A 13,669-nucleotide genomic window follows, 5' to 3' on the forward strand; every position below is an offset into this window, starting at 1 on the left:
AAGAAGATCATGTTGGGAATGGAGGGTAAAGGGTGAGGGTATCTAATGTAACCGTTCGTCGCCGAATTTTTATCGCGCTTATGATCGGGATTGTTCTATATTGCTTACTTATTTTGAGATTAGGTTATGTACAAGTTATCAAAGGACCTTGGTTGATGAGCAAAGCCGATGATTTATGGAATCGAGAAATTCCCGTTGAAGCGAAGCGCGGCATTATTTACGATCGCAATGGGGAAGAGATGGCTTATAACATTAGTGTTCCGACCGTGATGGCGATACCGGTGCAAATTAAAGATAAACCAGCCGCGGCAAAACAATTAGCGAAAGTTTTAGGCGTGAGCGAGCAGGAAATATTTAGAAAAATTAGCGAGCGACAATCCATGGTTCGCGTCCCTGGCGGTTGGAAAATTAGTGAAGAAAAGGCGAAGCAGGTGATAGATTTAAAAATTCCTGGAATTCGAATTGCGGATGACAGTAAGAGATTTTATCCGCGGGGCGCGTTTGCTTCACATATCTTAGGGTTTACAACAATTGACAATCAAGGGCTAACCGGTGTTGAAAAAGTGTATGATGAGCGTCTTAAAGGTCGTAAAGGATCGGTTAATATGTATACGGACGCAAAAGGAAACTTGATGCCAGGCGAGACAGAAAAATTCACATCTCCCCAGGACGGGCTTAATCTTTTTTTAACAATTGACGCAAATGTGCAAGCCATCATTGAACGCGAGTTGGATCAAGCGTTCGCGGTGTACGATCCGGACGATGCGCTTGTCATTGCGATGGATCCTAAAACAGGCGAAATTCTTGGGATGGCGAGTCGACCTAATTATGACCCGGAATCATTTCGTGATTATCCAACCGAAATTTATAATCGGAATTTACCGATCTGGAAAACGTATGAGCCTGGTTCAACTTTTAAAATAATTACGTTAGCGGCGGCAATAGAGGAAGGGAAAGTCAATTTAGATAAGGAAAACTTTAGCGATCCGGGCTTTGTTAATGTTGCGGGAGCGAGGCTTCGCTGCTGGAAGCCAGGCGGGCATGGTCAACAAACCTTTTTAGAGGTGGTAGAAAATTCGTGTAACCCCGGATTTGTGGCTTTAGGACAACGACTAGGCAAGGACACCTTGTTTTCTTATATACATAAATTCGGCTTTGGGGAACGAACGGGGATCGATTTAATCGGGGAGGAAAATGGGGTCATGTTCAAAATGGAGCGGGTCGGTCCTGTTGAATTGGCGACAACTTCCTTTGGGCAGGGTGTATCGGTCACACCGATTCAGCAAGTTGCGGCCGTTTCTGCCGCAGTCAATGGCGGTAAATTAATTAAACCTCATTTGGCAAAAGAATGGCGTCATCCGTTAACAGATGAAGTGGTCGATAAAGTGGAGCCAAAGACGGTCAGACAAGTGATTAGCGAGGAAACGTCTAATCAGGTCCGTTACGCTTTGGAAGCTGTTGTAGCGAATGGAACAGGGCGTAACGCCTACATCGATGGTTACAGAGTGGGCGGAAAAACAGGGACGGCGCAAAAAGTCGAAAACGGTGTTTATTCGAAAAGTAAGCATATCGTGTCCTTCATTGGCGTCGCGCCAGCGGATGATCCGCAACTCGTTGTCTATGCAGCCGTTGATAATCCGAAGGGAGTGCGTCAGTTCGGCGGAACGATCGCGGCCCCGATTGTGCGTAATGTAATGGATTCATCTCTTCACCATTTGAAAATTGACAAAAGAGAAGATCAGATGCCAAAAGAGTATGTGTATCCTGATAAAAAGCTAGTAGAGGTACCCAACTTGATCGGAATGGAAAAAGAGCGCTTGCAATCCCAGTATTACTCTATCCCATTAGAAGTAGAAGGAAATGGCGATGTTGTCACGTACCAATCGCCAAAACCTGGCGTAAATATCGAGGAAGGTAAAACGATTCGGATTTATTTGGGTGACAAAAAGATTCAGACCGATTAAAATGGTAAAGGTTAAGCTGTTAAGCTGAATTCAGCGGGGATGCGCCAGTTGGCTGAGTTCGGCTAAAGCCCACGGCGGATTTTATCCTGTTTTAGGAGCCCTTTTTTCGAGTTCATTCGGAAAAAATCGGAAAACTTACGCCGAAGGCGTAATAGATCAATGGGGGTATCTATTATGAAGTTGAGGGAACTTCTGAGTTCGCTTATAAATTATCAAACAGAAGCAGATCTTGATCTTGAGATTACAGGGATTGAGACCGATTCGAGGAAAGTAAAGCCGGGCTATCTCTTTGTCGCTTTGCGAGGGTTTACGGTGGACGGTCATGATTACATACAACAGGCGCGGATGAATGGAGCCGTTGCCTTTGTTACGGAACGGAAGATTGAAGGTCAGGCGTCTTTTATTATCGTTCCGGATACCAAAAAAGCGCTCGCTGTTTTGGCAGATGCCATTTACCTTCGTCCAACAAGTCGGCTAAATCTAATTGGCATTACAGGAACGAATGGAAAGACAACGATTACGCATCTCGTGGAAAAGATCATGAATGACGCTGGGAAATTGACAGGGATTATCGGCACAATTGAAATGCGGGTGGGGCAATATCGAGAAGAAGTTAAAAATACGACGCCAGAATCGTTGCAATTACAAAGATTGTTTTCGCTCATGTTAGAGCATGAGGCATCGCATGCTTGTATTGAAGTGTCTTCGCACGCCTTACAAATGGGGCGGGTCTGGGGATGCGATTTTAAGACGGCGATCTTTACGAACTTGTCGCAAGATCATCTCGATTACCATGAAACAATGGAAAATTATCTGCAGGCAAAGGCGCTCCTTTTCGCTCAATTAGGAAGTGGTTATCAACGGGACAATCGAAAAATTGCAATTTTAAATAAAGATGATCAAAAATATGATGCGCTGTATAAAGTGACCGCAGCGGAAGTGATCACGTACGGTATTGAAAATGAGGCGGATGTGCGGGCTACAAACATTGAAATTGGGGCGACAGGCACTCGTTTCACGCTTAATACGTTCAAAGGCGCTGTTTCAATATCTATGAAATTAGTCGGTATGTTCAGCGTGTATAACGTATTGGCGGCGACTGCAGCCTGTTTGGTTGAAGGCGTATCTTTGTCATCGATTAAAGTAAGCATCGAGGCGATTAGCGGGGTGCCTGGCCGATTTGAACCCGTGCTCGAAGGGCAAGCGTTTGCCGCGATCGTCGACTATGCTCACACTCCCGATAGTTTAGAAAACGTATTGAAGACCGTCCGTGAAATTACGGCGGGAAAAGTCTATTGTATTGTTGGCTGCGGCGGCGATCGAGATCGCGGCAAACGTCCATTAATGGCTCAAATCGCGGCAACTTATGCGGATACAGCGATTTATACATCAGACAACCCAAGATCAGAAGATCCGAAGCGAATTTTGGAAGATATGGTTCAGGGATTGACGGACGAAACGTATCAATCAGCGACCTATCATTGTATTTTAGATCGAAAAGAGGCGATTGAATTCGCGGTTTCGAAAGCGAAATCGGGAGACGCCGTGCTGATTGCGGGCAAAGGGCATGAAACTTATCAAATAATTAAAGATCAAGTCCTGCCGTTCGACGATAAACAAGTTGTTGCTGTTGCCATCAGAAAAAGAATGGAGTAACATAGAAAAGATATGTAACGGAGGCATTCTTTGGAGGGCGGAAACACGCTGCAAGGAAATCCTTCGAGTGGTTGGAATGTATAAAGAGGAAGGAGGTTTGGGGGATGCCAATTCGAGTTTTACTATTTGCCATAGCTGTAGCATTTTTAATTGCTGTACTACTAGGCCCCCTATTCATCCCTTTCTTAAGAAAGCTCAAGTTTGGTCAGAGCATCCGAGAGGAAGGGCCGAAATCGCATCACAAGAAAGCCGGTACGCCAACCATGGGCGGAATTATTATCATGTTAGCTTTGACGGTAACGGTGTTTAAATTTGCCAATTCCTCCCCGGAACTATTTTTGCTTATGTTCTTAACGCTTGGGTACGGTTTAATCGGTTTTCTTGATGATTTTATAAAAATTTCTTTTAAGAGAAATTTAGGTTTGACGGCCAAACAGAAGCTTTTCGGTCAGCTTTTAATTGCGGTCATTCTTTACTACGTTTTGCTGCAATATCACTTTGACACTAAAATTTATGTGCCGGGAACTTCGTGGGGCATTGAACTTGGTTGGGCATACTTACCATTTTTGATGTTTATTACATTGGGTTCAACCAATGGTGTTAACTTAACCGATGGGCTCGATGGCCTGTTGGCTGGCACAAGCGCGATCGCCTTTAGCGCATATGCGATCATCGCCTGGATGTCAAGTCAGATGAACGTCGCTATTTTTTGCGCGGCAGTCGTTGGGGCTGTGCTTGGTTTCCTTGTCTTTAACGCCCATCCCGCAAAAGTTTTTATGGGGGATACTGGATCGCTAGCCTTAGGTGGCGCCCTTGCCGCTGTTGCCATCTTAACGAAGACAGAGCTGTTGTTAGCGATCATTGGCGGGGTGTTTGTATTAGAAACGCTATCCGTGCTTATCCAAGTCATCTCTTTTAAGACGAGAGGCAAGCGAATATTTAGAATGAGCCCGCTCCATCACCATTTTGAATTGGGCGGTTGGTCTGAGTGGCGGGTCGTCGTTACATTCTGGTTGACTGGATTGATATTTGCGGGGATTGCCGTGTATATTGAGGTGTTGCAATAATGGGGAAGCAATTTCAAACCGATTGGTTTCAGGGGAAAAAAATCGTTGTGTTAGGGTTAGCGAGAAGTGGTTTGGCCGTGTCCAAGCTGCTTCTTCGTTTTGGAGCAAAAGTAACCGTAAATGATCAAAAGGCGGAACAAGAATTAGCGGGGGTTGATGAATTAAAACAGTTAGGAATCGCTGTTATTACAGGAGGGCATCCTGAGGATCTTATCGATGTCAACGTAGATCTCGTGGTCAAAAACCCTGGGATTCCTTACACGAGCTTGCCGATTCAACAAGCGCAACAGCTCGGAATTCCTGTTGTAACGGAAATTGAACTTGCTTATGCTTGGAGCAAAGCGCCGCTCGTTGCGATTACGGGTTCGAATGGCAAGACAACGACAACGACGTTAGTCGGAGAAATATTACAAGCGGCCAACAAACGGCCGATTGTGGCGGGCAATATTGGGACCGTGCTTTGCGAACAGGCGGTAGCGGCGGAAACAGACAATATACTCGTAGCGGAATTAAGCAGTTTTCAATTGAAAGGAACGATTCATTTTCGCCCGCGGATTGCTTGTTTACTAAACGTTACACCGGCCCATTTGGATTACCACGGCAGCTGGGAGGATTATCTCCAATCGAAAGCAAAAGTGTTCGCTAACCTAGGCCCAAGTGATTTTGCCGTCCTGAATGCTGACAGTAAGGAATGCATTGAAATCGCTAAGCGAATTACGTGCGAGATCGTGTGGTTTAGTAAAACTCAAGCGATGAGCTTGGGAGCCTATGTAAAAGAAGAAGTCGTCTATTTTCAAGATCAGAGTGGACGCGCGCAGTCAGTGATTGCTACAGGAGAGGTCGCAATGCCCGGCGCTCATAATTTAGAAAATGCCTTAGCCGCGGTAGCGATCTGCGGTCTATTAGGGGCTTCATCCGAATCGATGCGCCAAACACTTGCTACATTTCAGGGGGTAGAACATCGTTTAGAGTTTGTGACCGAAATTAGCGGGATTAAGTTTTATAATAATTCGAAGGCTACGAACTCAGAAGCAACTGTAAAAGCTTTGGAGGCTTTTCGCGAGCCGATTGTTTTAATTGCGGGTGGATTGGATCGCGGCGTCGATTTTATGGAATTGGTTCCATTTATAAAGCAAAATGTGAAAGCGATCGTAAGTTACGGGCAAACGAAACAGCATTTTGTGACCGTCGGAAAAAAGGCGGGCCTTAGTCAACTATCGGTCGTTGATAACGTCGGTGACGCTGTAGCTGAAGCAAACCGATTCGCTGTTTCCGGGGATGTCGTGCTACTATCCCCTTCCTGCGCCAGCTGGGATATGTACGGCTCCTTTGAAGAAAGGGGAAGCATTTTTAAAAACTCCGTGCATAAGCTTAAAACAAGCCTACATTGACGGAGGCTAGGCTTCTGCAGTAAAGACTTAGGACACCAGCGCCTCTCACTGTCAATGTCGGTAAATTTTAGGCGATGTTGAGGTGGCTGCAGTGGCAAAAGCAAGATCTACGCCCGATTTTATTATTATTTTTTCCACATTGATTTTATTGGTCATCGGAGTGGTGATGGTTTACAGTTCAAGTTCAATCGTAGCGTTGAACAAAGGAGATGCGCTGTTTTTTACGAAGCGCCAACTCATCTTTGCCATCTTAGGCGTAATTGCGATGTTCTGTACGATGAATGTGGATTATTGGGTTTGGAAACGATGGGCGAAGGTAGGGTTGTTGACCTGCTTTGGAATGCTCGTGATCGTTCTGATTATCGGTAAAGAGGTAAACGGAGCGAAAAGTTGGCTCGGCGTGGGAGCGTTTGGTATTCAACCGGCCGAGTTTACCAAATTGGGACTCACCGTTTTTTTGGCGAAATGGCTGTCAGAAAATCAAAGGAAGATCACCTCTTTTAGCAAAGGCTTAGCCCCTACGTTAGGGATCTCAGGTCTTGCCTTCGCATTGATTATGCTGCAACCTGATTTGGGAACAGGTACAGTGTTAATGGGCACCGCTGTGTTGATGATCTTCGTGGCAGGCTGTCGAATTCAACACTTATTCGGTCTCGGGATGGTCGGCCTGATTGGTTTTGCGGGCTTAATTATGGCTGCGCCTTATCGGATTAAAAGAATTACTTCTTTCATGGATCCCTGGCAAGATCCACTTGGCTCTGGTTATCAAATTATTCAATCGTTGTATGCGATTGGACCCGGCGGGATTTTGGGGTTAGGTTTAGGGATGAGCCGACAGAAGTATTACTATCTCCCCGAACCGTATAATGACTTTATTTTCTCGATCATTGCCGAGGAACTAGGCTTTATTGGCGGCGCGCTTGTCTTGTTTTTATTTTTGCTTATTTTGTGGAGAGGGATGCGCGTGGCAATTACGGCCCCTGACCAATTTGGCAGCTTGCTTGCTGTCGGCATTGTAGGGATGATCGCAATCCAAGTCATTATTAATGTTGGGGTTGTAACAGGCGCATTTCCTGTTACGGGAATTACGCTTCCTTTTTTAAGTTACGGGGGTTCTTCTCTGACTTTAATTTTAACGGGAATGGGTATTCTGTTGAACATTTCCAGATTTGCTCGATAGCAACATGATTTTAGACTTAAATAAGTGGTGATAGATAATGAGGATTATACTTACAGGCGGCGGGACAGGCGGTCATATTTATCCGGCTCTAGCCATAGCCAAGGAGCTGAGGGAACGCCATCCAGATGTAGAAATTTTGTACATCGGCAGCGAAACAGGGCTAGAAGCGCGCCTTGTTCCAAAGTCGGGAATTCCATTTGAATCGATTGAGATTAGCGGTTTTAGAAGAAGTTTATCGTTCGAAAATGTGAAGACGGTTTATCGTTTTCTAAAAGGGGTTCGACGTTCGCGTTCGTTGATTCGATCGTTTTCAGCTGATGCAGTGATCGGTACAGGTGGCTATGTCTGCGGCCCTGTTGTTTATGCCGCCGCGAAACAGGGGATTCCGACGCTCATTCATGAGCAGAATGTCATTCCTGGTTTGACCAACAAATTTCTCGCCAAGTATGTCTCGCGGATTGCGGTTTCTTTTACGGGATCTGCGCAGTATTTTCCAACGGACAAAGTCGTCGTTACTGGGAATCCAAGAGCAACCGAAGTGGCAAAGGCTGACCCAACTCGAGGTCGGTCTTCGCTTGCTTTAAGCGGGTCAAAACGTCTCGTGTTAGTTGTCGGCGGCAGTAGGGGCGCGCGGGCAATTAATGAAGCGTTTATTGAAGCAATTCCACAATTGGAGAAACAGCGCAACACGCATTTTGTGTATGTCACGGGTGAAGTCCATTATGAACAAGTGAAGCAAATGTTGGAACAGAGCGGCCAAACCATGGGGAACATCAGCGTGTTTCCTTATATCTATAATATGCCGGAAGTGCTAGCGACAACCGAATTGATAATTAATCGAGCAGGGGCTTCTTTTCTCGCCGAAATAACATCGCTTGGGATTCCTTCGATTTTAATCCCATCACCGTATGTGACGAATAATCACCAAGAAAAAAACGCGCGCTGGTTAGAGGGGCATGGGGCAGCGGCTGTGTTGCTTGAACGCGACCTAACCGCTAATTCGCTAGTGACCGAGATTGAACAAATTGTTCATGTACCGCAGCGTCTACAATTGATGAAGCAAGCCGCCAAGAAATTAGGCGAACCGCAAGCGGCTGATAAAATTTATGAAGAGATTCAGAAGCTGATGCGTCGCTAGGCGTTTGTCACACTGAAATCAGACCCCGCATAGGTTAAAGTATCACGTGATATCAAGATCTCAAAGGCAATGCTTTGGAAGGGGTAAGTAGCTATGAGGGAATTTTTAAAACAAGTAAGAGCAGAAGACGTAGGGATTATTCTAGAGAAAGAACCCCTTGCCAACCATACCACATGGAAAATTGGCGGCCCGGCAGATGCATTGATTCAACCAAAAGATAAAGCAGGGTTGGTCAAAACAATGCGATTGATTTACCAACATCAGTTACCTTGGCGAGTCATTGGGAGAGGTTCCAATTTATTGGTACGGGACAAGGGAATCCGCGGTGTCGTAATTAAATTGGCTGATGGATTGGATTATCTTCGGTTTGAAGATGATGTGGCGCATGTCGGAGCAGGATATTCGTTTATTAAATTGTCGGTGATGGCGGGAAAGCAGGGACTCACGGGATTGGAGTTTGCTGGCGGAATACCTGGTACTGTTGGAGGAGCTGTCTATATGAATGCCGGTGCCCATGGATCTGATATATCACGCGTGTTTAAGTCAGCTGAAGTTGTGCTGGAAACAGGGCAATTGGTTGAGTATGGCCTTGAAGATATGAGATTTAGGTATCGACATTCTTTGTTGCAGGAGCAGCCAGGTTTGGTCGTGGGAATAACGTTGCAGTTGGCCCGCGGCGATAGAAAAAAGATTGCGGAAGCGATGGCGAAACATAAAAGTAGGCGCAGAGTCACCCAACCGCTGCAACAGCCATGCGCGGGAAGCGTGTTTCGCAATCCGTTACCTGAACATGCGGGACAATTGATTGAAGAAGCAGGTTTAAAAGGTTTTAAATTGGGGGGAGCTCAAGTCTCTGAAAAACATGCAAACTTTATCGTAAATGTAGGGGATGCGACCGCCCAAAATGTGCTTGATTTAATTAGACATATACAAAAAGTAGTAGCTGAAAAGTATGAGGTGCAATTAGCGCCGGAAGTTGAAGTGGCGGGTGAAGGATAACCCGGAGGTGTGAAACGATGGAGAAATTTGCAGTGCAAGGAGGTAAGCCGTTAAACGGCAGCCTTCGAATCCACGGTTCGAAAAATGCGGCGCTGCCGATCCTTGCAGCAGCAACATTAGCGGAAGGTCAATCCTCCATTCAGGATGTTCCTCACCTAATTGATATTAACGTGATGCTTGAAATATTGAATGCCCTTGGGGCGGAAGTTACGCATCAAAATTCATCCCTTCAGCTTGACACATCATCCTTATCATCCTCACATATTCCCCAGCATTTGATGGGAAAAATGCGTTCTTCCATTTTCCTGATGGGTCCATTATTGGCGAAACTCGGTCAGGTTACTGTTTATCCGCCAGGCGGATGCGCGATTGGAGATCGAAAGATTGATCTCCACTTACAAGGGCTAGCCGCGCTTGGCGCGAAAGTTGAAGTTGAGAAAGATTACATTCACTGCGCCGCGGATCAACTCGTTGGAGCTGACATCAAGTTGGCATACCCAAGTGTTGGGGCTACGGAAAACATTATGATGGCGGCGACGTTAGCGAATGGCAGAACCTTGATTCGGAATGCGGCGAGAGAACCGGAGATTATTGATTTACAAGACTTCCTGAACCAAATGGGGGCTAAAGTTCAAGGGGCTGGAACCTCGGTCATTGAAATTGAGGGAGTGAAGCGGCTTAAATCGACGGACTATCGCGTTATCCCAGATCGGATCGTAGCGGGGACGATGATGCTGGCAGTATCTATGACTAAAGGAGAATTATTATTAGAAAACATCAATATGGATCACCTTGCTCCACTGGTGAAAGTTATAGAGGGACGCGGTGTTGAAATCAATTATTCGCATGATATAATAAACATAGCTTCTCAAAATTGCGCTCGTTCTATCTCATTTTTAGAAACGGGACCATACCCTCACTTTCCAACGGATATGCAGGCCCAGTTGATGGCCTACCTCTCCTTATCTTCAGGACGCAGTGTCATTCGAGAAACTGTTTTTAATGGTAGATTTAGACATGTCGAACAACTGCAAAAGATGGGGGCGCGGATCGATATTCAAGACAATTCAGCTGTGATCTACGGGGATTCTGTCTATCAAGGCGCAGAAGTAGAGGCGACCGATTTACGAGCGGGAGCTGCCCTCATTTTAGCGGGGCTTGCCGCTCAAGGCGTGACGTTGATTTCACAGATCCACCATATAGATCGAGGGTATCAGAGAATTGAAGAACAACTGCAATCGGTCGGCGCATCGATTAAACGAATACGAGAGAAAAGCTAAGCGGCATATTCTGGATATGCCGCTTTTTAACTGAAATTTAGCCCAAGGCGGGTTGCCGATACTACGTACGTTTAAGATTTAAAATGGGACAAGCAGGGGGAACAGAGGATGCAAGATATGGAGCGGATGCCGACCTTAAAAAAAGAACATAAAAAGAAGAAAAAAACAAATCGTATTCTTTTGATTTTCGGATGGATCTTCTTTTTGAGCTTATCTGCGATAGTATTCTTTCAATCGCCATTAAGTAAGGTCGATGAGGTAACCGTAGATGGCGCGAACTTACTGAATCAATCGGAAATCATCCAACTCTCTCAAATCCAACCAGGTCAGTCCTTTTTTACGGTTAAAGCATCCGCGATTAAAAGGGCGATTAAAGCCCTTCCCGAGGTGAAGGAAGTAAATGTTAGCCGATCATTTCCAGGGAAAGTAATTATAGCGATTTCAGAATTTGAATATGTTGCCTTTCAGTGGGGGGAACAAAACGAGTTGATTCCAGTTTTGGAAAATGGAACGAGGTTGGAAAATAGGGTTTGGAATGATAGAGTGATAGATAGGCCGATTCTAAGGAGTTGGCCAGATACGTCACAATTCAAACATTTAGGAGAAGAATTAAAGAAATTAGAACCGAGTATCCGAAATGAAATTTCGGAAATGGAACCAGACCAAGTAGAAAAAGATCCCCAAAGAGTCATTTTATATATGAAAGATGGCTTCGAAGTTCATACTTCACTTCGTCACTTTGCTAAAAACATGGCATGGTATCCTCCTTTTATCGCAAATTTGAAGCAAGAAGGGAGCCCGCAAGGGATCATTAAAATGCTGGATGGAAAGTGGTTTGTGCCTTATCCAGATTCAGGGGTGGAAGAAGGAGCAACATGATGAAGATTAAAAAGATACACATTTATTTAACCCTCGTATTGTTGACTTTTGGCTTTATGATATCTTATTCAATCCAATTTACAAAGAAAACACCACATTCTCCGATTACCGCATCACAATGGGAGAAAAAACAACAACTACAGGAAAAGATTATTGCCGAACAACTTCAAGTTCAGCAACTAGAAGAACAACTGCAGCAGATTAAAGAGAGTGTGTCTGAGTTTGAAAGCAAAATGGGTGATAGTCAAGAGCAGACAAAGGGGGTTATGCAAGAGTTAGAAGAGGTCAGGATGTGGGTAGGGTTGATGCCTGCGAAGGGTCCTGGGCTCATTGCCACATTGACTGACAGTTCAAATGTTCCTAGTTCGGGAAATGCGAATGACTTTATCGTCCACGATGATGATATTCGGAAAGTAGTCAATGAACTTTTTGCCGCGGGGGCAGAGGCGATTAGCGTCAACGGTCAGCGATTGACAGCGAACTCCGCGATTTATTGCGTTGGACCGACCGTGTTGGTAAATGAAGTGAAAATGGCGCCGCCTTTTGAGATTTTTGCGATTGGGCAACCCGAGACATTATATTCCGCTTTAAACATGCCTGGCGGAGTCGCTCAGGAGATAAAAGAGGGGTCGAATATTGAAATGAAAGTAGATAAAAAGGAAAACGTTGAAATTCCAGCTTACGCGGGAGATAGCCAGGAACACTTGAAATTGCTAGACATTAGGGAGGGCGGGTCATAGATGCGGACAACCAGCAGAATTCCGTTTACGATCACAGTCATCAGTATCATTATCGGCTTCATGCTGGCGATTCAGTTCAATACAAACAATAAGAGCACGGGCGCTGAATCGAAGGACATGTCTTTGCTGCGCCAGGACTTACAAAAAGTGATGGAACAACACCAACGAATCTTAGCGGATATCGTTAAATATGATCAGTTGTTGTTTGAGTATAAGAATCCTGCCAATCAAGAAAATTCCCTTAATCTTATGATAGAAGAACTAGAGCGGGTTAAAGCGTTCGGAGGGCTTGCTCCAATTGAGGGGAAGGGATTACTGATTACGATAGCTGAAATTGAAGATCCGCTCGACGATGCGTTTAGTAGTTTAATCATGATCTATGATGGTGACCTTCGCCTGGTTGTTAATGAATTATTTGGGGCGGGCGCTTTGGCGATTGCCATCAATGATAATCGAATGACGCCGCAAAGTTCAATTCGGGATGTCGGCGAAGAGATTCAAGTCAATACCAAAGTGGTTCGACCGCCGTTTGAAATCAAAGTAATAGGAGATCCGGAGGTGCTTGAATCAGCTATGAAGTTAAAAGGGTTTGAGGAATTCTTTAAAGTTTTTAACTATAGTTTTTCTATGAAAAAACTAGACAAAATCAATGTTCCTGCCTATGATGGAAAAGGGTCGATCCGTTATATGAAACCATTGAAAGAAGGGTCATAATCTATGTGGCTGCCTATTATTGGATTGATCATTGGCGTCGTTTTGGGTTTGTCATCTGAATTTACAGTTCCGGTTGAATATCGCAGCTATTTATCAATCGCTGTTTTAGCCGCGCTGGATACGGTATTCGGCGGGATCCGCTCTTATCTAGAGAACATCTTCGATATTAAAGTATTCATGTCCGGGTTTTTCTTTAATACGCTTTTAGCCGCGGCTCTTGCGTTCCTAGGCGTATATATGGGTGTAGATCTCTATTTAGCGGCCATTTTTGCTTTCGGTGTCAGACTATTTAATAATATTGCTGTCATTCGCCGAATCATGATGGGGCGTTGGTTCAAAGACAATTCTTTCAATGAGTAAACCGGAAGATCTATATAAAAGAAGCGAATGATTCGTTGAATTATGACGTTATTTGCAACTTGAATGTCTAAATGCCACTTAGTATTAACAAATTTGTAAGAAATTGCCGCATTGTTTTTTAAGGAAAAACACAGAAAAAAAAAGGGAATTAACTAGCTTTGTTGAATTATCTATTAATAGGAAACGAATAAGGAGCAATTATTTATTCGGTAAAGCTAATAAACATGGATATTCTAAACATTTAAGGATGTCTTAATTAAATGGATTTGGGTATTTATAGATTGAGAGTTGGAGTTTGTGT

Annotated in this window: 12 protein-coding genes; all 12 read left to right on the forward strand. The window is 44.6% G+C overall.

Translation table 11 applies throughout. The features are described from left to right. Nucleotides 1-32: 32 nt before the first annotated feature. Nucleotides 33-1,964: a stage V sporulation protein D gene (locus BEP19_RS08105; RefSeq protein WP_120189354.1), complete on the forward strand. Its 1,932-nt coding sequence runs from the start codon at nucleotides 33-35 to the stop codon at nucleotides 1,962-1,964. Between the two features lie 174 nt (nucleotides 1,965-2,138). Then, a complete protein-coding gene (locus BEP19_RS08110; protein WP_120189355.1) occupies nucleotides 2,139-3,620 on the forward strand; it encodes a UDP-N-acetylmuramoyl-L-alanyl-D-glutamate--2,6-diaminopimelate ligase in 1,482 nt (493 codons plus the stop codon). A 104-nt stretch (nucleotides 3,621-3,724) separates the two neighbouring features. Continuing rightward, nucleotides 3,725-4,687 carry a phospho-N-acetylmuramoyl-pentapeptide-transferase gene (gene mraY, locus BEP19_RS08115; RefSeq protein WP_120189356.1) on the forward strand — a complete coding sequence of 321 codons (963 nt, stop codon included), beginning with the start codon at nucleotides 3,725-3,727 and terminating at the stop codon, nucleotides 4,685-4,687. Continuing rightward, entirely contained in the window at nucleotides 4,687-6,078 is a 1,392-nt protein-coding gene (gene murD / locus BEP19_RS08120; protein ID WP_120189357.1) for a UDP-N-acetylmuramoyl-L-alanine--D-glutamate ligase, read from the forward strand. The genes mraY and murD overlap by 1 nt, the downstream gene beginning before the upstream one ends. Nucleotides 6,079-6,169: 91 nt before the next feature. Then, on the forward strand, nucleotides 6,170-7,258 hold the full coding sequence (spoVE, locus tag BEP19_RS08125) for a stage V sporulation protein E (RefSeq protein WP_120189358.1): 1,089 nt from the start codon (nucleotides 6,170-6,172) through the stop codon (nucleotides 7,256-7,258). Nucleotides 7,259-7,295: 37 nt separating this feature from the next. After that, nucleotides 7,296-8,396 (forward strand): undecaprenyldiphospho-muramoylpentapeptide beta-N-acetylglucosaminyltransferase, encoded by a 1,101-nt coding sequence (murG, locus tag BEP19_RS08130; protein WP_120189359.1) that lies wholly within the window; start codon nucleotides 7,296-7,298, stop codon nucleotides 8,394-8,396. Nucleotides 8,397-8,489: 93 nt separating this feature from the next. Beyond that, the gene (murB, locus tag BEP19_RS08135) at nucleotides 8,490-9,395 is read left to right on the forward strand and encodes a UDP-N-acetylmuramate dehydrogenase (RefSeq protein WP_120189360.1); all 906 of its coding nucleotides are present in this window, start codon (nucleotides 8,490-8,492) and stop codon (nucleotides 9,393-9,395) included. Nucleotides 9,396-9,412: 17 nt separating this feature from the next. Then, nucleotides 9,413-10,675 carry a UDP-N-acetylglucosamine 1-carboxyvinyltransferase gene (gene murA / locus BEP19_RS08140; protein ID WP_120189361.1) on the forward strand — a complete coding sequence of 421 codons (1,263 nt, stop codon included), beginning with the start codon at nucleotides 9,413-9,415 and terminating at the stop codon, nucleotides 10,673-10,675. A 108-nt stretch (nucleotides 10,676-10,783) separates the two neighbouring features. Beyond that, nucleotides 10,784-11,554 carry a cell division protein FtsQ/DivIB gene (locus tag BEP19_RS08145; RefSeq protein WP_120189362.1) on the forward strand — a complete coding sequence of 257 codons (771 nt, stop codon included), beginning with the start codon at nucleotides 10,784-10,786 and terminating at the stop codon, nucleotides 11,552-11,554. After that, nucleotides 11,551-12,294 carry a DUF881 domain-containing protein gene (locus tag BEP19_RS08150; protein ID WP_120189363.1) on the forward strand — a complete coding sequence of 248 codons (744 nt, stop codon included), beginning with the start codon at nucleotides 11,551-11,553 and terminating at the stop codon, nucleotides 12,292-12,294. Before BEP19_RS08145 ends, BEP19_RS08150 begins: the two co-directional genes overlap by 4 nt. Continuing rightward, nucleotides 12,295-13,008: a DUF881 domain-containing protein gene (locus tag BEP19_RS08155; protein WP_120189364.1), complete on the forward strand. Its 714-nt coding sequence runs from the start codon at nucleotides 12,295-12,297 to the stop codon at nucleotides 13,006-13,008. Nucleotides 13,009-13,011: 3 nt separating this feature from the next. Continuing rightward, entirely contained in the window at nucleotides 13,012-13,368 is a 357-nt protein-coding gene (locus BEP19_RS08160; RefSeq protein WP_120189365.1) for a small basic family protein, read from the forward strand. Nucleotides 13,369-13,669: the final 301 nt, after the last annotated feature.

Source organism: Ammoniphilus oxalaticus (genome assembly GCF_003609605.1).
Classification (GTDB): Bacteria; Bacillota; Bacilli; order Aneurinibacillales; family RAOX-1; genus Ammoniphilus; species Ammoniphilus oxalaticus.